We start from the raw sequence: 19,828 nt of genomic DNA, 5'->3' as shown, positions 1-19,828 counted from the left end.
GCCCTCGTCTACCGTCGCACCATGGCCCCCGCGACCGCCGAGCGCACCCGCACCTGGGTGCCCGACTGGCCGTGCGTGCCCGCCCAGGTGCTGCGCCCGCAGCGTCGTGGCGCGGGCGACCCGACGCAGCGCCACGAGGAGTCCGGACGCGTCTGGCGCGCCATGCGTACGCCGCTGGGCCCGGCGTCGCTCTGCGTGCACCCCCGGCCGGCGGCCGGCGAGGTCGTCGGCCGCGCCTGGGGTCCGGGGGCCGACTGGGCGCTCGACGCGATGCCCGCGCTCCTCGGCGCGGACGACGACCCCACCGGCTTCGAGCCGCACCACCCGGAGGTCGCCGCCGGCTGGCGCGCCCACCGCCACTGGCGCATCGGGCGCACCGGGCTCGTGATGGAGTCGCTGGTGCCGTCGATCCTCGAGCAGAAGGTGACCGGCAAGGAGGCGTTCGGCTCGTTCCGCGAGCTCGTCCGGCGCCACGGCGAGCCCGCGCCCGGCCCGGTGGCGTCCCTGCGGCTGATGCTGCAGCCGACGCCCGAGACGATCGCGGCGATCCCGTCGTGGGAGTGGCTGCGCCTCGGCGTCCAGCCGGCCCAGTCGCGCACGGTGGTGACGGCGTGCCGGCTGGCGTCGGCGCTCGAGCGACTCACCGAGGTGGGCGCCGAGGAGGCCGACCGCCGGCTGCGGTCGGTCCGCGGCATCGGCGTGTGGACCAGCGCCGAGGTGCGCCAGCGCGCCCTGGGCGACCCCGACGCGGTGAGCTTCGGCGACTACCACCTCGCCGACTGGATCGGCTGGGCCCTCCTCGGCCACGACATCACCGACGAGGAGATGGGCGAGCTGCTCGAGCCCTACCGTCCCCAGCGCGGCCGCGCCGCCGCGATGGCCATCGCCGGCGGCCGGACGAGGCCGCGGCGCGGACCGAGGATGAGCGTCCCGACCCACCTGCCCACCCGCTGAGCGCGCTCAGAGGAACGGACGCAGCGGCGCGAGGAAGCTCTCGGTGAACTTCCGGTTGAGGTCGCGCGCCTCCCACTCCGCCAGGGTCAGCTCGAGGCAGTTGGACTCGTCGGCGGCGAACACCTTCTCCATCACCGCGGCGAAGTCCCGGTCGATCACCTCGACGTTGATCTCGTAGTTGCCCTGGAGGCTGAGCCGGTCGATGTTGGCGGTGCCGACGGTCGACCAGTTGCCGTCGATGGTGGCCGTCTTGGCGTGCACCATCGCGTCCTTGAAGCGGAGGATGCGCACCCCGGCGGCGAGCAGCTGGCCGTAGTAGCCCCGCGAGATCCAGTCCGCCACGATGTGGTTGGACTTCAGCGGCAGCAGGATGCGTACGTCGACCCCGCGCCGCGCCGCGTCGGCCACCGAGTCCACGAAGTCCTGGTCGGGCAGGAAGTAGGCGGTGGTGAGCCAGATGTTGCGGCTCGCCCGGGCGATCGCCTCGAGGTACATGCTGCGGATCGGGAACGTCCACTGCCGGGGGACGTTCTGGTGCGTGCGGATGTGGGGGTCCCACTCCGACGCGGTCTCGAGCAGCAGGGGCCGGTCGTCGCGCCGCAGCCGGTGGTGCCGGTTGACGTTCCAGAGGTCGGCGAACGCCCTCTTGAGGTCCCACACGCCGGGGCCGGCGATCCGCACGTGCGTGTCGCGCCACTCGGTGGCGTACGCCGAGCCGATGTTGTAGCCGCCGACGAAGGCGACCTCGTCGTCGACGACGAGGATCTTGCGGTGGTCGCGGCCGTAGCGGCGCAGGTCCCAGACGCGGAAGCCGGCGGTCCACATGGGGTAGCGCAGCACCTTCAGCGACGACGGGAACCGCTTGAAGGCGGGCGACACGACCAGGTTGGCGAAGCCGTCGTAGATGCAGTGCACGTCGACCCCGCGGTCGGCGGCGGCGGCGAGGGCGGTCTTGAACTTCCACCCGATCTCGTCGCCCTTCCAGATGTAGGTCTCGAAGAGGATCTGCTTCTTGGCCCCGTCGATGGCGGCCAGCATGTCGTCGTAGAGGTCGCGGCCGAAGGTGTAGGTCGTGATCTCGCTGTCGCCGACCGGCACGGTCTCGGGCCCCGTCACCGGGAACGGCTTGGGCTTCTTGCCACGGCGCCGGTAGGAGTCGACGAGCGAGAGCGCGACGGCGACGGCGAGCTGGAGCCCGACCAGTGTGAGCAGGGTGCGCCGTACGGCGGTCAGCGTGCGGGCGACGGTCACAGGGGTCAATCTAGCGAGGTGTCCCTCCAGCCGGGCCGCCGGCACGAGGGGCCGGAGGCGCTCAGTCGGGACGCGCGTCGGCGTACGCCGGGAAGCGGGCCAGCTCGTGGGTCGGGAGCAGGGCGGCGGGCACGACGGAGGTCGTCGGCGACCCCACGAGCCGGACGTGGACCCACTCGCCGTCGTGCCGCAGCGACTCGAGGCTGGCATAGGGCAGCGTCTGCGTCCCCTCGCGGCTGCTCAGCTCGAGGCCGTCCTCGGTGAACCGCGAGGTGACCACCAGCCCGGGCACGAGCTGGCGACGGAAGGCGTGGCGCCACCGGAAGCGGCCGACCAGCACGATGGCCCCGAACAGCACGGCGACGGTGCCGGTGCCGAGCCCGAGCGCGGGGCCGATCCGCGACGGGTCGGGGTCGAGGGCGAAGAAGACGGCGCAGTAGAGCACCCACGCGAGCAGGGCGAACGTCACCGTGCGCCGGCTGCGCCGCTGCGCGCGCAGGAAGGAGTCGGCCGCCCGGGCGGCGGAGTCGGGGGCGGCGGTCCAGCGGTAGGTCGGTGCGTCGTCCACGGGGAGATCCCATCACGCGCGCCCGCTGTCGGTGGCCCCGCGTACGCTCGAGTCATGCGTCCAGTCACCGATCTGCAGCGCCGGGTGGCCCCCTTCAAGGTGGTGTCCGACTACGAGCCCTCGGGCGACCAGCCGGCCGCGATCAAGGAGATCGTCGGCCGCATCCAGGGCGGCGAGAAGGACGTCGTGCTCCTCGGCGCGACCGGCACCGGCAAGACCGCCACCGTCGCCTGGGTCACCGAGCAGCTCCAGCGCCCGGTCCTGGTGCTCCAGCCCAACAAGACGCTGGCCGCGCAGTTCGCCAACGAGCTGCGCCAGCTCTTCCCCCACAACGCGGTGGAGTACTTCGTCTCCTACTACGACTACTACCAGCCCGAGGCCTACGTCCCCCAGACCGACACCTACATCGAGAAGGACTCCTCGATCAACGAGGAGGTCGAGCGGCTGCGCCACAGCGCGACCAACAGCCTGCTCACCCGCCGCGACACGATCGTGGTCTCCACGGTGTCGTGCATCTACGGCCTCGGCACCCCCCAGGAGTACGTCGACCGGATGCTGCGGCTCAAGGTCGGCGAGGAGCACGACCGCGACTCGGTGCTGCGCCGGCTCGTGGAGATCCAGTACACCCGCAACGACATGTCGTTCACCCGCGGCACGTTCCGGGTGCGGGGCGACACGCTCGAGATCTTCCCGGTCTACGAGGAGCTCGCCATCCGCGTGGAGTTCTTCGGCGACGAGGTCGAGCGGCTGATGACGCTCCACCCGATCACCGGCGAGGTGATCTCCGACGACACCGAGCTCCACGTCTTCCCCGCCACCCACTACGTCGCCGGTCCCGAGCGGATGGAGCGGGCGATCCGGGGCATCGAGCTCGAGCTCGACGACCAGCTCGCGGCGTTCGAGAAGCAGGGCAAGCTGCTCGAGGCGCAGCGGCTGCGGATGCGCACGACCTACGACGTGGAGATGATGCGCCAGGTCGGCTCGTGCTCGGGCATCGAGAACTACTCGATGCACATGGACGGCCGCGCTCCGGGCAGCGCCCCCAACACGCTCCTCGACTACTTCCCCGAGGACTTCGTCCTCGTCATCGACGAGTCCCACGTCGCGGTGCCGCAGGTCGGCGGCATGTACGAGGGCGACATGTCCCGCAAGCGCAACCTCGTCGACCACGGGTTCCGGCTGCCGAGCGCGATGGACAACCGCCCGCTCAAGTGGGAGGAGTTCGTCGACCGGATCGGCCAGACCATCTACCTCTCGGCCACCCCGGGCAACTACGAGCTCGACCGCGTCGGCGGCGTCGACAACACCGTCCAGCAGATCATCCGGCCCACCGGCCTCATCGATCCCGAGGTCGTGGTCAAGCCCACCAAGGGCCAGATCGACGACCTCATCCACGAGATCCGCGAGCGCGCCGACAAGGGCGAGCGCGTCCTCGTCACCACGCTCACCAAGAAGATGTCCGAGGACCTCACCGACTACCTCCTCGACGCCGGCATCCGCACCCGCTACCTCCACTCCGAGGTCGACACCCTGCGCCGCATCGAGCTGCTGCGTGAGCTCCGGATGGGTGAGTACGACGTGCTCGTCGGCATCAACCTGCTGCGCGAGGGCCTCGACCTGCCGGAGGTGTCGCTGGTCGCGATCCTCGACGCCGACAAGGAGGGGTTCCTGCGCTCCGACAAGTCGCTGATCCAGACCATCGGTCGCGCGGCTCGCAACGTGTCCGGCCAGGTCCACATGTACGCCGACAAGATCACGCCCTCGATGGAGAACGCGATCAGCGAGACCAACCGTCGTCGCGCGATCCAGGTCGCCTACAACACCGAGCGCGGGATCGACCCCCAGCCGCTGCGCAAGAAGATCGCCGACATCACCGAGATGCTGGCCCGCGAGGACGAGACCACCCAGGAGCTGCTCAAGACCTGGGCCGACGTCGGCCAGAAGGGCCGCGCCGGAGGGGTCAAGGCCGGCAAGTCGCCCACGCCCGCCCTGTCGAGGATCCACGACGAGGCGCCCGACACCGCCGGCATCCCGAGCAGCGACCTCGCCGAGCTCATCCAGGAGCTGACCGGCCAGATGAGGCACGCGGCCGCCGAGCTGCAGTTCGAGGTGGCGGCGCGGCTGCGCGACGAGATCTCCGACCTCAAGAAGGAGCTCCGCCAGATGATGGAGGCGACGAAGTGAGGAGGGCGCGCGCGGGCCGAGGAACGAGGCCTGTGGCGCGCCCGACGAGCGAGGAGCAGCGTGCGAGCGAAGCGAGCGCGCCGGCGACGAAGTGAGGAGAGGGCCCCGAGCGAGGAACGAGCTCGGTGGGTCCTCGACGAGGGAGCTCAGCCCTCCTCCCACTTCCTGAGCTCCTTGCGCTGCTTCTTCTCCAGCCGCTGGGTCTCGGACTCGATGATGTCGTCCTTCTGCCAGATCACGCGCCCGGCGTTGAGCCCGGTGCCGAGCATCACGAACAGCGGCCACGGGAACTCCTGGCCGGTGGCGAACCAGATCACCCAGCAGATCAGCGAGGCCGACAGGAAGCCCCACACGGCCTGGCGCCGCTCGGCGAGGTAGGCCCTCGTCGCCTGCTCGGGGATCGACGAGCGCGGGGCGGGCGCGGCGGTGGGCAGATCGGCCACGAGCGGCACCAGGTCGCCCAGCGTGCGGCTGGCGAGCAGCGCGTCGGCGCGCTCGTCGTACTCCGCGCGGGTGAGCCGGCCCTCGGCGAAGGCATCGGCGAGCACGGTCTCGATCACCGCGCGGTCGCGGTCCGACGCGCGCATCGCCGCGTTGGCGGAGCTGCGCGGATCGTGGTCGAACTGGCTCCACACCTCGATGCCTGGCACGACGCCCATCGTAGGCACGCGCGCCGACGGACGAGGACGTCGTCCGGACCCGGAGGGGTGAGGTCGCGCGCCTGAGGCATGGCTAGCCTCCGCTCCATGAGCACCCCCATCGACCTCGGACGCCCCGTCTCCGGCGACGTCATCGACCTGATCCTCGAGGACCACCGCCGCTTCGAGACCCTCCTCCGGCAGCTGCGCGACAGCTCCTCCGACCGTGACGCCGTGCGCAAGGCGCTCTCGGCGCTGCACGTCGCCCACGCCGAGGCCGAGGAGAAGCACGTCTACCCCAAGCTGGAGCGCAAGAACGCGATCACCGAGCACGAGGCCGAGCACGGCGAGGAGGAGCACGCCGAGGGCCACGAGGCGATGCTGAAGGTCCTCGAGCTCAAGGGCACCGACACGCAGGCCTTCGACGACGCCGTGGAGGAGCTGGCCGCGGCGCTCAACCACCACCTCACCGAGGAGGAGCTCACGATCCTCAACCCGGCGCGTGAGGAGGTCAGCGAGAGGATCCGCGTCGAGCTCGGCACGGCCTTCGCCACCGAGCGCAACGCCCAGCTCGACGCCGACTGCGGCTCCCTCGACAACGTGCGCCGCATCGTGGCGGCTGCCGAGCGCGAGGGTCTCCTCGACGACGACGAGGACGACGACGAGGAGTGAGTCCTCAGCGGCGGTGGCGCATCATCGTGAGCCCGACCATCCGGGCCACGACCATCGCGACGTAGAAGACCCCGACCATCATCTCCACCATGACCACCGAGCGGGCCTGCTCGCCGACGGCGACGATGTCGGACAGGCCGACGCTGGTGAGCGTCGAGAACGACAGGTAGAGCAGCTCGAACCACGTGTGCTCGAAGCCGGACGCGTTGGTGAACGAGTTGGGCCACACGATCTGCACGACCGAGAAGACGTAGGCGAAGCCCCACGCCACGACGGTGAACGCGGCGCCGGTCGCGTAGTACTCGTCGGTGGTGACCTCGTCGTCGTGGAACAGGTAGCGCAGCATCGCGTAGGAGACGTAGAAGTAGAACGGCGCGTGCAGCATCCCCGAGACCAGCAGGATCGCGTCGGTGTCGGGGAAGATCGCCTCGAGCAGGGTGAAGACGATCGTCGGGGCGCCCAGGAAGAACACGACCCGGCTCACGTTGGGCGTACGCCGGACCGCGAGCACCGCCGAGCCGACCGCGAGCATCGCGATGACGCCGAGGAAGCCCCCGCCCAGTCGCGAGCCGCCCAGGAAGGGCCACGCGAGCACCTGCAGCAGCTGGGCGGCGAGCAGCATCGCGGACGGGTGCGCCGTCACCTGCGGGAGAGGTCTGCTCACGAGGATGCAGTCTAGGGACGCGACGCTGCGGCGCCCGGAGGCTCGGCTGGGCTAGGTTCGCCCCGTGGGAGCGCGAGCAGGGCGATGGACGGCCGGTGGCCTCGCCGTCGTGCTCGTCGCCCTGCTGGTCGCCATCGGCCTGGTCGTCACCTCGCAGGACGAGGTCGACGCCGAGCTGACGGCCGCCCACCAGGGCGTCGCCGCGGCGGCGCGCGCCGAGGCGATGGCGTTCCTCACCGTCGACCACCGCGACATGGACCCGCTCGTCGAGGCGGTGCTCGACGGTGCCACCGGCGACTTCGCCGAGCAGTACGCCTCGCAGCGCGACACGCTCACCAGCGAGGCGGTCCGCACGGAGGCCGTCTCGACGCCCGAGGTCGTCTCGCTCGGGGTGGGCGACCAGTCCGGCGACGCCGCGACGGTCCTGGTCGCGGCCAACAGCACCGTCACCAACACGGGCACCGACGGCGAGGGTCAGGTCCGCTACTACCGGCTGCGCCTGCGGCTCGTGCACGAGGGCGGGCGCTGGCTGACCAGCGACCTGCAGTTCGTGAGGTGACGACCCGTGACCCCGACTCCCGTCCCGACCCCGATCGCGCGGCGCTGGCTGGTGGTGCTGGGCGCACTGGTCTGCCTGGCCGCCGGCGCGCTGGCCTGGGCCGTGACCGAGGCCGGCGACGATCCGGCCCCGACGGTCGCGACCGCCGACTCCTCCGCGGCGACGCTCGTGTCGGCCGCGGTCAAGGACGCGGTGCGCGAGCGTGCCGGCGAGGCTGCCGCCGCGGCCTACAGCTACTCCTGGGAGACCCTCGCGGCGGACAAGGCCGACGCCCGCGCCCTGATGACGAGCGCGATGCAGGACCGCTACGACCGCACGATGGCCGGCGTCGCGACCGCGAGCCGCCGCGACCGCACGGTGGTGCGCGCCGAGGTCGTCGACACGGCGCTGGTGTCCGCCTCCGCGTCGTACGCCCGCGTGCTCGTCTTCGTCAACCAGCACACCTCGGGCCGCGGGCTCGACCCGCCGACGCTCGACCTCGACCGGGTGCTGGTGACGCTGCGCCGCACGGGCGGGGAGTGGCGGGTCGACGAGCTCGACGCCCTGTGATGGACCGGCCCTTGTGGCCGGGACGCCCCGAAGGAAGGATCCGCGACGTGGACGACGTGACGACCGACCTGCTGATCATCGGAGCCGGCCCGACCGGCCTGTTCTCGGCCTACTACGCCGGGTTCCGCGGGATGAGCGTCGCGGTGGTCGACTCGCTGCCCGAGCTCGGCGGCCAGATCACCGCGATGTATCCCGAGAAGGCCATCCTCGACGTCGCGGGCTTCCCGAGCGTGAAGGGTCGCGACCTCGTCGAGGGGCTGGTGACGCAGGCCGCCACCGCCGACCCGACCTACCTGCTCGACCGCACGGCCATCACGCTCGACCACGGCGAGGACCAGGTCGTCGTCACGCTCGACGACGGCACCCGCGTCACTGCCGGCGCCGTGCTCATCACCTCCGGCATCGGCAAGTTCAGCCCGCGACCGCTGCCTGCTGGCGACGGCTGGGTGGGCCGCGGCATGGAGTTCTTCGTGCCCAGCTTCGCCCCCTACGCCGGCAAGGACGTGGTCGTGGTCGGGGGAGGCGACAGTGCGTTCGACTGGGCGCAGCACCTCGAGCCCATCGCCGCGTCGGTCACCCTGGTCCACCGCCGCGACGCGTTCCGGGCGCACGAGCGCACGGTCGCCGCCGTCCGGGACTCCAGCGTGGAGATCGTCACCAACGCGCAGGTCACCGAGCTGCGGGGTGCGGCCCACCTCGAGGAGGTCGTGATCACGGTCGACGGCCAGGACCCCCACGTACGTCCGGCGCAGGCGCTGGTCGCGGCCCTCGGCTTCATCGCCGACCTGGGCGCGATCCAGCAGTGGGGGCTGGAGACCAACAAGCGCCACGTGGTGGTCGACTCGTCCATGCGCACCAACCTGCCGCGCGTCTTCGCCGCCGGCGACATCACCGACTATCCCGGCAAGGTCCGGCTCATCGCGGTCGGGTTCGGAGAGGCCGCGACGGCCGTCAACAACGCCGCCGTCGTCCTCGACCCGGCCGCCCACGTGTTCCCCGGCCACTCCAGCGAGGGGTGAGGGCGCGGGCTGCTACTTGTCGGTAGGCATAATGGCCCGGTGCGCATCGCCATGCTGTCCTACCGGAGCAAGCCCCATTGCGGAGGGCAGGGCGTCTACATCCGACACCTGAGCCGCGAGCTCGTCCGCCTCGGCCACGAGGTGGAGGTGTTCTCCGGCCAGCCCTACCCCGACCTCGACGAGGGTGTCGGGCTCACGAAGGTGCCGAGCCTCGACCTCTACCGCGAGCCCGACCCGTTCCGGGTGCCGCGGCCGAGTGAGTTCCGCGACCGCATCGACGTCGAGGAGTTCCTCACGATGTGCACGGCCGGGTTCCCCGAGCCGAAGACGTTCAGCTCGCGCATCGCCCGGCTGATGAAGGAGCGCGCCGGCGACTTCGACATCGCCCACGACAACCAGGTGCTCGGCACCGGCATCATGGCGCTGGAGTCCTACGGGCTCCCCGTGATCGCGACGATCCACCACCCGATCACCATGGACCGGCAGATCGACCTCCAGACCGCGCCCACCTGGCGCAAGCGGCTCACGCTGCGCCGCTGGTACGGCTTCCTGCGGATGCAGGCCCGCGTCGCCAAGCGCTACCGCACGATCCTCACGCCCTCGGAGTCCTCGCGGCGCGACGTCGCGCGCGACTTCGGCGTCGACCCGGACCGCATGCGGACGATCCTGCTGGGCGTCGACGACGTCTTCGCCCCGCCGACCGCCCCGCGGGTGCCGGGCCGCATCCTCGCCATGGCCAGCGCCGACGCACCGATGAAGGGCATCGCGACCCTCCTCGAGGCGTTCGCCAAGCTCGCGGTCGAGCGCGACGTGTCCCTGGTGCTGGTGACCCGTCCCGAGCCGGGCGGGCGCACCGAGCAGCTCATCGACCAGCTCGGCATCGCCGACAAGGTGCAGTTCGTCAACGGCGTCAGCGACGCCGAGCTCGTGGAGGTCATGGGCTCCGCCGAGGTGGCGTGCGTGCCCTCGCTCTACGAGGGGTTCTCGCTGCCGACGGCCGAGCTGATGGCGTGCGCGACCCCGCTGGTGGTCTCGCGCGCCGGCGCGATCCCGGAGGTCGTCGGGCCCGACGGCGAGTGCGCCGACCTGGTGACCCCCGGCGACGTCGGCGAGCTCGAGCAGGCGCTCGCCGCGCTGCTCGACGACCCCGAGCGGCGTACGGCCATGGGCACGGCCGGCCGGGCCCGGGTCGAGGAGCTGTTCAGCTGGCGTGCCGTGGCCGAGGCCACCGCCGCCGCCTACGAGGAGACCATCGCCGACTTCCGGCGTGAGCGAGGCCTGCCCGAGCAGGACCAGGAGGAGAGCATCCGTGCTGACCGTTGACTTCGACCGGCTCGGGCTGCGCCCGGGCGACCGCGTGCTCGACATGGGCTGCGGTGCCGGTCGGCACGCGTTCGAGATGTACCGGCGCGGCGCGGACGTGATCGCCTTCGACCAGGACGCCGACGAGCTGGCCACTGTGCGCGAGTGGTTCACCGCGATGCGCGCGGCCGGTGAGGTGCCCGCGGCCGCCGAGGCGGACGTCAAGGAGGGCGATGCGCTCGCGCTGCCCTTCGCCGACGGTGAGTTCGACCGCGTCGTGGCCGCCGAGGTGCTCGAGCACATCCACGCCGACGTCGACGCCATCAAGGAGCTCGTCCGGGTGCTGCGCCCGGGTGGCACGCTGGCCATCTCCGTGCCCCGGTGGCTGCCCGAGCTCGTCAACTGGAAGCTCTCCGACGACTACCACAACGCCGAGGGCGGGCACGTCCGGATCTACACCGCCGAGGAGCTCGTCGACAAGGTCACCAAGGCCGGCCGGTCCAACGACGGCACGCCCGGCGACGCGATGGTCTTCCTCGGCAAGGACCACGCCCACGGGCTGCACACGCCCTACTGGTGGATCAAGTGCGCCGTCGGCGTGACCAACGACGACCACCCCCTCGCCAAGGCCTACCACCGGCTCCTGGTGTGGGAGATCATGAAGAACCCCAAGGCGCTCCAGTACGCCGGCAAGGTGCTCGACCCGCTCATCGGGAAGAGCATGGTGCTCTACTTCCGCAAGCCCGCATGAGCCGAGCCCTGGGGGTCGAGGAGATCCTCACCCGCGCCCAGGTCGAGCAGACCGCGGCGACGATCGCGGCGACCCAGGAGCCGTCGGGTGCCATCCCGTGGACGGCGGGGGAGCACACCGACGTGTGGAACCACCTCGAGGCGGCGATGGCCCTGATGGTCGGCGGCCGGCGCGAGGAGGCCGAGCGGGCCCTGGCCTGGGTGCGGGACACGCAGCGCGCGGACGGGTCGTGGCCGATGAAGATCGTCGGTGGCGAGGTCGAGGACCACTCCGGCGAGTCCAACATGTCGGCCTACCTCGCGGTCGCGACGTGGCACCACTGGCTGGTCGCCCGCGACGAGGAGCTCGTGCGCCGGACCTGGCCGACGGTGCGCCGTGCGCTCGACTTCGTGGTGGGCCTGCAGCTGCCGTTCGGCGGGATCGCGTGGTCGCAGGAGTGGCGCGACGACCGTCCCGGTCCGGTCAACGAGCAGGCGCTGCTCGCCGGCTCGTCGAGCATCTACCACTCGCTGCGCGCAGGGGTGGCGCTCGCCGGGCTGGTGGGGGAGCCGCAGGTCGAGTGGGAGCTCGCCGGCGGCCGGCTCGGCCACGCCCTCCGCGAGCACCGCGACCTCTTCCTCGACAAGTCCGACTTCTCGATGGACTGGTACTACCCGGTCCTCGGCGGTGCGGTCCGCGGGCCCGCGGCGCACACCCTCCTCGCCGAGCGGTGGGACACCTTCGTCGAGCCGGGGCTGGGCATCCGGTGCGTCTCGGAGAACCCGTGGGTGACCGGCGCCGAGACGTGTGAGCTGGTGCTGGCCCTGGAGGCCCTCGGCGACCGGGAGCGCGCGCTCGAGCTGCTCGCGGCGATGCAGCACCTGCGCACCGACGACGGGTCCTACTGGACCGGCTACGTGTTCCCCGACGACGTCAACTGGCCGGTCGAGCACACCACCTACACCGCCGCGGCCGTCGTGCTGGCGGCCGATGCGCTGGGCGACTGGACGCCCGGCGCCGACATCATGCGCGGCACCACGCTCGCGCCCGACTTCGCCGAGGTCGGCCTGGAGTGCGGCTGTCGGCCCGGCGAGGACTCAGCCGAGCGGGTCGCCGGCGTCGCCCGCCGTACGACGTAGCACCCGCATCGAGCCGACCGCGTCGACCTCGGTGAAGGCGCCGCTGGCGATCGCGGGCAGGTAGATGTCCTCGTAGGGCGGCCGGCCGCCGTCGGCGGGGTCGGGGAAGACGTCGTGGATCACGAGCACCCCGCCCGCCTCGACCCAGCGCGGCCAAGTGCGGAAGTCGGTGCGGGCCGGCTCGACGCCGTGGCCGCCGTCGATGAAGAGCAGCGACAGCGGGGTGCGCCACCACCTGCCGACCGTCTCGGAGCGACCCACGACGGCCACCACCTGCTCCTCCAGCCCGGCCGCGGCGATCGTGCGGCGGAAGGTGGGCAGCGTGTCCATCAGCCCGAGGTCGTGGTCGACGAGGCTGTCGTCGTGGTGCTCCCAGCCGGCTTGGTTCTCCTCCGAGCCGCGGTGGTGGTCGACGGTGAGGACGGTGCCGCCGACCTCCCGTGCCGCGCCGCCGAGCCAGACCGCGGACTTCCCGCAGTAGGTGCCGACCTCGAGGGCGGGGCCGTGCGGCAGCCGCTCCCGTGCCCACCGGTGCAGCAGCGCGCCCTCGTCGTCGGGCATGAAGCCCTTCGCCGCGCGGGCGTGCTCGAGCAGGTCGGGCGGGAGCGGGTCGGAGGACGGCACGGGTGGAGAGACTAGTGCGTGTCACGTCGGCGGCCGCGGGGCCGTCAGGAGGGTGAGAGCAACCACCACACACGGGAGCAGCCATGAGCAACCACACCATCGTCATCCCCGCCGCCGACCTCGCGCCCGCCACGGCGTTCTACCGCACGGCGTGGGGGACCGAGCCGCACACCGAGACGCCCTACTACGTCGGGTTCAACCTCGACGGGCAGGAGATCGGGCTCAACCCGCAGGGCGAGCGGGACGGGATGACCGGACCCGTCGTCTACTGGAGCACCGACGACCTCGCCGCCAAGGTGGCCGAGGTGGAGGCCGCCGGCGGGACCGTCGTACGCCCGGTGACCGAGGTGGGCGGCGGCACGTCCCTGGCCCTGCTGACCGACCCGGCCGGCAACCAGGTCGGCTTCATCACCCAGGCGGACGGCTAGCCTGCGTCGGCGTCCACGTCCTGGCGCATCTCGTCGGGCTCGACGCCGCTGTCCGCCGCGAGGCCGTGGCGCCAGGTGTTCCAGTGCCAGGTCAGGTAGCGGTCGACGGCCCGCACGGCGTGCGCGCTGCGGATCGAGTGGAACATGTCGAAGGCGTGCTGGGCGCCCGGCAGCTCGGCGTAGACCACCGACTTCCTGGAGGTGCGCCGCAGCTCGGCGACGAACAGGCGGGCCTGGTCGACGGCGACCAGCGAGTCGAGCTCGCCGTGGATGACGAAGAAGTCGGGGGCGTCGGGCGTGATGCGGAGGATCGGTGAGGCCGCCTCGTAGACGTCGGGCGCGTCCTGCCACGTCGTCTGGACCACGCGCGGGCCGAGGAAGGCGTCGCGCATGCCGATCGCGTTGGCCAGGCCGGTGGAGCCGGCGAAGTCGTAGACGCCGTAGAACGGGACCGCCGCCTGCACCGAGGTGTCGGCGTCCTCGAACCCGGGCTGGAAGGCCGGGTCGCCGGGCGTCAGCGCTGCGAGTGCGGCGAGGTGGCCGCCCGCGGAGCCGCCCGTGACCACGAGGTAGTCGGGGTCGCCGCCGTAGTCGGCGATGTTGTCCCTGACCCAGGAGATGGCGCGCTTGACGTCGACGATGTGGGCGGGCCACGCGTCGCGGGGGGCGAGGCGGTAGTTGATCGCGACGCAGACCCAGCCCTTGGCGGCCATCCGGTTCATCAGGGGGCGTCCCTGGTGCTCCTTGGCGCCCAGCGTCCAGGCGCCGCCGTGCACCTGCAGGAGCACGGGGGCGTCCGTGATCGCGTCCTGGTCCGCCGGCAGGTAGATGTCGAGGTGGCCGCGCTTGCCGGCCTCGGAGTAGGGCAGGTCGCTGATCACCCGGACGGCGTCGTCGCGGAAGTCGAAGGGCCGCGCGAGCCGTCGCCAGGGGGTCGCGAGGTCGGCCGGGTCGGGCGCCTCGTCGAGCTGCTCGACGTAGTCGACGCCGAGCCCGTCGAGCAGGGCGTCCTCGAAGCGGTCCTCGGCGCGCTGGCTCTGCCGGATCATGTGGGCCAGGCCGAGCGCGCTGGCGCCGGCGAGCGCGAGCCCCGCCTTGGCGCGGATCCCACTGCGACGGCTCTTGGTGAGGTGGCTCGCCGCGTCGAGCGCGGTGAGGGCCAGCATCTGCGGTGCGGTCTCGCCGAAGAGCCACCCGGCGACGAACGCGGGCAGCCCGGCACGTCGGCCGCGCGGCGGGCGGAGGGCGTTCGCGGTGAGAGCGGCGATCACGGCCTGGCGGGTCAGGAAGCTCACGTGCCATACGTTACTCGTCGGTACCACTCCCTGTCCGGCGAGCCGACCGAACCCTGCGTCAGGCGAGCCCGTTGAGCACGGCGTAGCCGGCGCCCAGCACGCCGGTGGCTGCGACGGCGGTGCCGGCGAGCGTCGTGAGCGCCACCCGGCTGCGCAGCCGCACGACCACCACGCCGAGCAGGACGACGCCGAGGGCCAGGCAGAGCAGCCAGTAGACCGGGCTGGTCGTGTCGCCGACGACCGTCAGCCCGTAGATCGCGTCCGCGACCAGCGCACCCGCCAGCGCGCCGGCGCCGAGCGCCGCACGGACGGCGTGGCCTCCGACGACCGCGGCCGCGGCGGCGCCGACGAACGGGCCGGCGACCACACCCACCAGGCTCCAGAACAGCGGGTCGTAGGCGAGCCCGCGCAGCTCGGAGGCGACCGTGTAGCCCAGGACGAGGCTGACGAAGGACACCACCCCGAGCACCGCGCCCGCGGCCACGGTCGGTCGGACCGCGACGATCATCGACGCGGTCAGCACCGTCCAGCCGGACGGCGAGTTGGCGAACGACGACAACGCGTCGGGCAGGAAGCCTTGCGCCCACGACGTCAGCCCGCCCAGCACCAGGCTGCCGGCCACGACGACGAGTGCGGACAGGGGCCATCGGGCCATGGGGTTCATGGCTCCATCCTCGACGGGGCGGGGCGCCCGCTCCACCGATCCGGGCGACCCCGGCACCTGGGTACCGAAAGTCGGTACCGGAGGACGAGCTCGCGCACTACGTTCGTCACCGATGACGGGGATGCACGCCGATGAGCACGTGGCCGACGACGAGACCGTACGGCGACTCGTCGCCGAGCAGCTACCGCAGTGGTCCGGGCTGCCGGTGCGGCGGCTGCCGCCCGTCGGCACCGACAACCAGCTCTTCCGCCTCGGCGAGGACCTGCTCGTCCGGATGCCCCGGATCCCCGGACCGGCCGCGACGGTGGCGTTCGAGCACACGTGGCTGCCGCGACTGGCGCCGCACCTGCCGGTGGCGATCCCGGCGCCCGTCGCGCTGGGGGAGCCGGGTGAGGGCTTCCCGTGGCCGTGGACCGTCGTGCCATGGATCGAGGGCACGACGCCGACGGAGGCCACCTACGACCCGGAGCGGTGGGCGGTCGAGCTCGGCACGTTCGTGCGAGCCTGTCGCGCCGTCCCGGGCATGGACGCCCCGGTCAAGACCGAGGGACGCGGTGCCCCGCTGGCAGCCCTCGACGCCTGGGTGCGGGAGTGGACCGCCCGGGCCGACGCCGGTGCGGTCTCCCGCGACGCGGTGCTCGCCGTCTGGGAGGACGCGCTGGCGGCGCCGGCGCACGACGGCGAGCCGTGCTGGTTCCACGCCGACCTGCACGACGGCAACCTGCTGGTGCGCGACGGCCGCCTGGTCGCGGTGATCGACTGGGGCGCCGCCGGGCGCGGTGACCCCGCGATCGAGCTCAACGCGATGTGGGGCTACGTCCCGTCGTCGGCCGCCGGGCTCTACCGCGAGAGCGTCGGGCTCGACGAGGCCGCCTACCGCCGTGCCCGTGGCTTCGCGCTCGCCCCCGCCATCAGCGCCTGGACCTACTACCGCGACACCGCCCCCGAGACCTCGCGCGGCGCGCTGCAGACCGTGCGGCGGCTCATCGCCTCGCTCGACGGGTGAGCCGGGCCCGGCCTCGGTCGCGGCGCCTCAGAGCTGCTTGCGCAGGTGCACGTCGTCCCGGCCGGGCGTCGGCACCGACTCCCAGCGGAAGATCTCCTCGTAGCCGAGCCGCTGGTAGAACGCCGGAGCCTGGAAGGTGAACGACGTGACGAAGACGTGCGTGCAGCCTCGCTCGACGGCCTCGTGCTCGAACGCCGCCAGCGCCCTGGCGCCGACACCGGTTCCCCGCTGGTCCTCGTGCACCCACGTCAGACCGATCCCGGCGGCCTGTCCCCAGGTCCAGCCCGAGACCCCCGCCATCAGCTCGCCGTCCTGCTCGACCTTGACGGTGAGCTCGACGGCGGGAGCAACGTCCGCGGTCGCGGCAGCGTTGTAGCGGTCCAGCTCGTCGTTGAGTCGCTGGTCGAGGGCCGGGTCCTCCTTGCCGATCAGGATCTGTGCGTCTCGCATGGCCGGAGCGTAGCGGCGCGCGGGGGACTCGCGCCGTGGTTGTCGGGCAGGGGGCGTCGCCGGGGGAGGGGCGTGCGTGGCCTCCTCGAGCGCAACTGGAGCCGCGGGTCCCCTCCGGCGAGGACGGCAGGGCGCCGCTCGCTCGCACCGAGACGTGCCGGTGGCCCCGCTACCGGGTGGGTGGCGGGGTGAGGGGCGGGGTCATGGTCGGCGGGGGTGGGGGATGCCCGGCGGTGCGGCCGTCTCTGCCTCGTCGATCCGGGTGGTGCCGGTGGGGTCGCGGCGGTAGCGGTGGCCGTGGGGGCTGGTCCACTCGAATGCGCCCGGCCCGACCGTCGCGTAGCGCCAGGCGGTGTGGGTCTTGAGCCGGTGGTGCGACCGGCACAGGGCGGCGAGATTCTGCGTAGCCGTCGGCCCGGGCTGCGGTCTCCCGTCCGCGGCGGCGTCGTGGTCGAACTCGGTGACGTGGTCGATGTCGCAGCCGCGGGCGGGGCGGGTGCACCACGGGAACACGCAGGTGCGGTCCCTCAGAACGACTTGCTCCCGGATCCGGTCGGGGATCGCGTAGCCGGGCGCGGTGAGGTGGGCATTGAGGTCGATGACCGGCCTGATCGTGACCTTCGTGCGCGAGTCGGCGCACCAGTCCTTGACCTGGTCGAGCAGGACGAGCCGCTGGCCCTCCTCCAACCGGCCGGTCGGACCGAACACGGTGGTGTCGCAGATCGTGGCGTCGAGGTGAGCGTGGAGCACGACCTCCCGCGCGACCGGCAGGCCGTCATCGGTCCGCGTCGCTGTGGTGGTCCGGGTGCCCTGGTGGTGGAGGTCGAGGGCGGTCTGGGTGCGGGCGAGGTCACCGAGGGCTGCGGCCCGTCGCGCGTCGAGCGGCTCGGGTGAGCCGAGCGCGGCCAGGGTCGCGGCGCCGTGCGCGAGCGCGCGGTCGAGGTCGAGGGCGTCGGCGAGGTCGAGCTCGGCCTCGAACCGCATGGTGCCGGCGAAGTGCACGTGCTGGTCGTGGAGCGTCGCGTGACGCGGGTCGACGTCGAGGTAGCCGTCCTCCGGATCGGCCGACCGGTCCGGCACAGCGAGGTCGAAGCGCTTGATGGTCTCGGCGACCAGCCGGTCGAGCTGGGCCGGCCCGATGCGGCCGGCGACGGCGGCCACCTGCGCGTCCACGAACGCCGCCGCCTCGATGCTCAGCGACGGTGCCGCGTGGATCGTGACCTCCGCGACCGCCCGCGCCCGCCACGCCGGCACCCTGCCGGCGTGGACCTGCGCCCACAACCGCGGCAGCCGGTGGCGCAGCTCCAAAGCGTGGCCGATGAGCCGCTTCGCTGAGGTCGTCGAGATCCCGAGCACGCCCCCGAGCTCGGCCACGCAGAACTCCGCGACCAGCGGCGTGCCCTCGCCCGCGATGGGCTCCTCGTGCTCACAGCCGGGCACGGTGAACGACGCCGCGTGGTGGATCGACTCCGGCGGGTGCAGGTCAGCCCACCGCGCAGCCACCTCGAGCAGATCGGCCGCGGCGCGCTCCTCGGCAGCCTTGCGCTCCCGCGCGAGCGCAAGCAGGCCACCGGCGGTGAGGTCCACGACCCCACCCACCTCCGGTCCCGTCAGCGTCTCGATCATGTGTTCGATTCTACGGCGAACCACCGACAGCCGCTCTACGTCTCCACAGGCGCTGAGGCGCGCCCGACCGTGTCCTCCGGCCCACGACAGCCCGCTCCGCGAAGAGCTCCAGCACAGCTCCTACGGCGACCCCCCGGGAACCGATGCCCACAAGCGTGACGCTGCCGGGCGCGGTCACTCGCCGGTGGCACCGTCGATCGACTCGCGGATGAGATCGGCGTGTCCGTTGTGCCGGGCGTACTCCTCGAGCATGTGCAGCATGATCCAGCGCAGGGTGAACTGCCCGCCCTCACGACGGCTCGGGGTCACGGCCGGCTGGCCGAGCCCGCCCAGCCGGAGGGCGTCATCGATGTCACGACGCGCCTGGGCGACTGCGTCATCCATGAGTCGACGCAGCTCCTCGGGACTGTCGTCCCTCGCCGAGCGGAGCTCCCAGTCGGGGTCGGCATCCCAGTCCGCGGAGTCCCACGGCTGTCCCAGCGGCCGCCCGTGCAGCACGAAGCCGAACCAGTGCGCCTCGTTGAGGGCCACGTGCTTGAGCAGTCCACCCAGTGTGAGCGTCGACGGCGGATGGGTCCGTCGCAGCTGGTCGGCGGTCAGCCCGTCGACCTTCATCCGGAGGGTGTCTCGGTGGTAGTCGAGGTAGGCCACCAGCATGTCGGCCTCGTCGGCGGCCAGGGGCGGATCGGTGCGCTCGATCGTCATGGGTGCGACCGTACTGTCCGAGCGAGACGTGGCATGCCATTTGTCGCGCCCGCACTCGCCGTCGGTGAACCCAGGACGCCGCAGCGAACGCGCGGGTCCGTCGCCTGAGCGCGGAGCGCGGAGAGGTGTCAGAACGTGTAGCCGAACGCCTCGAGGTCGGGGGCGTAGACCTCGGCGACCTTCGCCCGGGTCGCGTCGGTGTAGTAGTCGCGGTAGCTGCCGTGCGGGGACTTGTTGCGGTGCGGCACGTGGACCGGCTCGCCGCCGAGTCGGCGCTCGACCTCGGCGAGGTCGTCGGCGAAGGACTCGGTGCGTCCCACGAAGTCGACCTCCCGGCCGGGCGCGCGCAGGTAGTCCACCTGCGGCCGGCCGACCCGCGGGAGCTCGGTGGTGCCCCGCAGCACGAACTCCTCGAAGCCCGAGTACGCGGCGGCCGCACGCCACATCTCGTTGCCGCGCATCCGGGTGGCCTCGGGTCCCTGCGGCCGGCCGCTCGACGGGCCCCACTCGCGGTCCCAGTCCTGGATCATCGACCACCACGAGACCATCCGCGCCCACGGGTTGCGCACGAACGCGAACGACCAGTAGTCGGCCGTCTGGGGCTCGGCGCGCAGGATGCGGGCGTACGGCGCGTGCCGGCCGAGCGGGGGACGTACGCCGGGCGCCTTGCTCCGCGCGTCGGGGCAGCAGCGCTCGAACACGACCCCGACCGAGACCCCGCCGGTCTTCGGCACGTGCACGAACAGGGCGCGCCTGGTGTCGGAGATCAGCACGGGCGCGAGGCTAGCCGACGCACCTGTG

Annotated in this window: 22 protein-coding genes; 11 read left to right on the top strand and 11 right to left on the bottom strand. The window is 72.4% G+C overall.

Annotated elements, in window-relative coordinates:
• The first annotated feature begins 21 nt into the window (after positions 1-21).
• Entirely contained in the window at positions 22-954 is a 933-nt protein-coding gene (locus JX575_RS11095) for a DNA-3-methyladenine glycosylase 2 family protein (protein WP_186341178.1), read from the top strand.
• A gap of 6 nt (positions 955-960) precedes the next feature.
• On the opposite strand, the gene JX575_RS11090 is transcribed toward JX575_RS11095, so the two are convergent.
• Positions 961-2,205 carry a phospholipase D-like domain-containing protein gene (locus JX575_RS11090; protein ID WP_241005112.1) on the bottom strand — a complete coding sequence of 415 codons (1,245 nt, stop codon included), beginning with the start codon at positions 2,203-2,205 and terminating at the stop codon, positions 961-963.
• Between the two features lie 61 nt (positions 2,206-2,266).
• Positions 2,267-2,773 carry a hypothetical protein gene (locus JX575_RS19645; protein ID WP_241005111.1) on the bottom strand — a complete coding sequence of 169 codons (507 nt, stop codon included), beginning with the start codon at positions 2,771-2,773 and terminating at the stop codon, positions 2,267-2,269.
• 54 nt (positions 2,774-2,827) lie between these two features.
• Here JX575_RS19645 and uvrB point away from each other — a divergent pair, with 54 nt between their 5' ends.
• Entirely contained in the window at positions 2,828-4,957 is a 2,130-nt protein-coding gene (gene uvrB / locus JX575_RS11085) for an excinuclease ABC subunit UvrB (RefSeq protein ID WP_186341180.1), read from the top strand.
• Positions 4,958-5,103: 146 nt separating this feature from the next.
• On the opposite strand, the gene JX575_RS11080 is transcribed toward uvrB, so the two are convergent.
• Positions 5,104-5,607 (bottom strand): DUF1707 domain-containing protein, encoded by a 504-nt coding sequence (locus tag JX575_RS11080; protein ID WP_206054372.1) that lies wholly within the window; start codon positions 5,605-5,607, stop codon positions 5,104-5,106.
• 96 nt (positions 5,608-5,703) lie between these two features.
• On the opposite strand from JX575_RS11080, the gene JX575_RS11075 reads away from it, so the two are divergent.
• Entirely contained in the window at positions 5,704-6,267 is a 564-nt protein-coding gene (locus tag JX575_RS11075; protein ID WP_186341181.1) for a hemerythrin domain-containing protein, read from the top strand.
• Between the two features lie 4 nt (positions 6,268-6,271).
• Here the strand turns inward: JX575_RS11075 and JX575_RS11070 are convergent, their stop codons facing one another.
• Entirely contained in the window at positions 6,272-6,931 is a 660-nt protein-coding gene (locus JX575_RS11070; RefSeq protein ID WP_241005110.1) for an ion channel, read from the bottom strand.
• Between the two features lie 64 nt (positions 6,932-6,995).
• Here JX575_RS11070 and JX575_RS11065 point away from each other — a divergent pair, with 64 nt between their 5' ends.
• From JX575_RS11065 to JX575_RS11040, 6 genes are read left to right on the top strand one after another with little or no spacing between them, the layout of a single operon-like run.
• Positions 6,996-7,490: a hypothetical protein gene (locus JX575_RS11065; protein ID WP_186341182.1), complete on the top strand. Its 495-nt coding sequence runs from the start codon at positions 6,996-6,998 to the stop codon at positions 7,488-7,490.
• Positions 7,491-7,496: 6 nt separating this feature from the next.
• The gene (locus JX575_RS11060) at positions 7,497-8,039 is read left to right on the top strand and encodes a hypothetical protein (protein ID WP_186341183.1); all 543 of its coding nucleotides are present in this window, start codon (positions 7,497-7,499) and stop codon (positions 8,037-8,039) included.
• A 47-nt stretch (positions 8,040-8,086) separates the two neighbouring features.
• Positions 8,087-9,058, top strand: coding sequence for an NAD(P)/FAD-dependent oxidoreductase (locus JX575_RS11055; RefSeq protein ID WP_241005109.1), 972 nt, complete (start codon positions 8,087-8,089; stop codon positions 9,056-9,058).
• Positions 9,059-9,097: 39 nt separating this feature from the next.
• A complete protein-coding gene (locus tag JX575_RS11050; protein ID WP_186341185.1) occupies positions 9,098-10,381 on the top strand; it encodes a glycosyltransferase family 4 protein in 1,284 nt (427 codons plus the stop codon).
• On the top strand, positions 10,368-11,111 hold the full coding sequence (locus JX575_RS11045) for a methyltransferase domain-containing protein (protein WP_186341186.1): 744 nt from the start codon (positions 10,368-10,370) through the stop codon (positions 11,109-11,111). Before JX575_RS11050 ends, JX575_RS11045 begins: the two co-directional genes overlap by 14 nt.
• Entirely contained in the window at positions 11,108-12,229 is a 1,122-nt protein-coding gene (locus tag JX575_RS11040) for a prenyltransferase (protein WP_186341187.1), read from the top strand. Before JX575_RS11045 ends, JX575_RS11040 begins: the two co-directional genes overlap by 4 nt.
• Here JX575_RS11040 and JX575_RS11035 read toward each other — a convergent pair.
• Positions 12,188-12,853 (bottom strand): class I SAM-dependent methyltransferase, encoded by a 666-nt coding sequence (locus JX575_RS11035; protein WP_241005108.1) that lies wholly within the window; start codon positions 12,851-12,853, stop codon positions 12,188-12,190. The two genes, JX575_RS11040 and JX575_RS11035, sit on opposite strands and share 42 nt — an antisense overlap.
• Positions 12,854-12,936: 83 nt before the next feature.
• Here JX575_RS11035 and JX575_RS11030 point away from each other — a divergent pair, with 83 nt between their 5' ends.
• Positions 12,937-13,281, top strand: coding sequence for a VOC family protein (locus JX575_RS11030; RefSeq protein ID WP_186341188.1), 345 nt, complete (start codon positions 12,937-12,939; stop codon positions 13,279-13,281).
• On the opposite strand, the gene JX575_RS11025 is transcribed toward JX575_RS11030, so the two are convergent.
• A complete protein-coding gene (locus JX575_RS11025; protein WP_186341189.1) occupies positions 13,278-14,576 on the bottom strand; it encodes an alpha/beta hydrolase in 1,299 nt (432 codons plus the stop codon). The genes JX575_RS11030 and JX575_RS11025 overlap by 4 nt on opposite strands.
• Before the next feature lie 58 nt (positions 14,577-14,634).
• The gene (locus tag JX575_RS11020; RefSeq protein WP_186341190.1) at positions 14,635-15,240 is read right to left on the bottom strand and encodes a DUF6518 family protein; all 606 of its coding nucleotides are present in this window, start codon (positions 15,238-15,240) and stop codon (positions 14,635-14,637) included.
• A 112-nt stretch (positions 15,241-15,352) separates the two neighbouring features.
• Between JX575_RS11020 and JX575_RS11015 the strand changes: the two genes are divergently transcribed.
• Positions 15,353-16,246, top strand: coding sequence for an aminoglycoside phosphotransferase family protein (locus JX575_RS11015; protein ID WP_206054371.1), 894 nt, complete (start codon positions 15,353-15,355; stop codon positions 16,244-16,246).
• Between the two features lie 27 nt (positions 16,247-16,273).
• Here JX575_RS11015 and JX575_RS11010 read toward each other — a convergent pair whose 3' ends face one another.
• The 4 genes from JX575_RS11010 to JX575_RS10995 form a co-directional block, all read right to left on the bottom strand.
• Entirely contained in the window at positions 16,274-16,696 is a 423-nt protein-coding gene (locus JX575_RS11010; protein ID WP_186341191.1) for a GNAT family N-acetyltransferase, read from the bottom strand.
• Between the two features lie 201 nt (positions 16,697-16,897).
• Positions 16,898-18,322, bottom strand: coding sequence for an HNH endonuclease signature motif containing protein (locus tag JX575_RS11005; protein WP_206054370.1), 1,425 nt, complete (start codon positions 18,320-18,322; stop codon positions 16,898-16,900).
• 174 nt (positions 18,323-18,496) lie between these two features.
• Positions 18,497-19,027 (bottom strand): DinB family protein, encoded by a 531-nt coding sequence (locus JX575_RS11000; protein ID WP_186342613.1) that lies wholly within the window; start codon positions 19,025-19,027, stop codon positions 18,497-18,499.
• A 128-nt stretch (positions 19,028-19,155) separates the two neighbouring features.
• Positions 19,156-19,800 carry a sulfotransferase family 2 domain-containing protein gene (locus JX575_RS10995; RefSeq protein ID WP_186342612.1) on the bottom strand — a complete coding sequence of 215 codons (645 nt, stop codon included), beginning with the start codon at positions 19,798-19,800 and terminating at the stop codon, positions 19,156-19,158.
• Positions 19,801-19,828 lie beyond the last annotated feature (28 nt).

Origin of the sequence: Nocardioides sp. zg-1228, assembly GCF_017086465.1 — a bacterium.
In the GTDB taxonomy this organism is placed as follows: Bacteria; Actinomycetota; Actinomycetes; order Propionibacteriales; family Nocardioidaceae; genus Nocardioides.
The sequence above is the reverse complement of the archived record's forward strand: the minus strand, read 5'-3'. Positions and strand labels throughout refer to the sequence as shown.

Coding starts and splice junctions, on each gene's coding strand:
- JX575_RS11075 (WP_186341181.1), top strand. CDS start 5,704: ATGAGCACCCCCATCGACCTCGGACGCCCCGTCTCCGGCGACGTCATC.
- uvrB (WP_186341180.1), top strand. CDS start 2,828: ATGCGTCCAGTCACCGATCTGCAGCGCCGGGTGGCCCCCTTCAAGGTG.
- JX575_RS11015 (WP_206054371.1), top strand. CDS start 15,353: ATGACGGGGATGCACGCCGATGAGCACGTGGCCGACGACGAGACCGTA.
- JX575_RS11030 (WP_186341188.1), top strand. CDS start 12,937: ATGAGCAACCACACCATCGTCATCCCCGCCGCCGACCTCGCGCCCGCC.
- JX575_RS11095 (WP_186341178.1), top strand. CDS start 22: ATGGCCCCCGCGACCGCCGAGCGCACCCGCACCTGGGTGCCCGACTGG.
- JX575_RS11005 (WP_206054370.1), bottom strand. CDS start 18,322: ATGATCGAGACGCTGACGGGACCGGAGGTGGGTGGGGTCGTGGACCTC.
- JX575_RS11040 (WP_186341187.1), top strand. CDS start 11,108: ATGAGCCGAGCCCTGGGGGTCGAGGAGATCCTCACCCGCGCCCAGGTC.
- JX575_RS11020 (WP_186341190.1), bottom strand. CDS start 15,240: ATGAACCCCATGGCCCGATGGCCCCTGTCCGCACTCGTCGTCGTGGCC.
- JX575_RS11000 (WP_186342613.1), bottom strand. CDS start 19,027: ATGACGATCGAGCGCACCGATCCGCCCCTGGCCGCCGACGAGGCCGAC.
- JX575_RS11010 (WP_186341191.1), bottom strand. CDS start 16,696: ATGCGAGACGCACAGATCCTGATCGGCAAGGAGGACCCGGCCCTCGAC.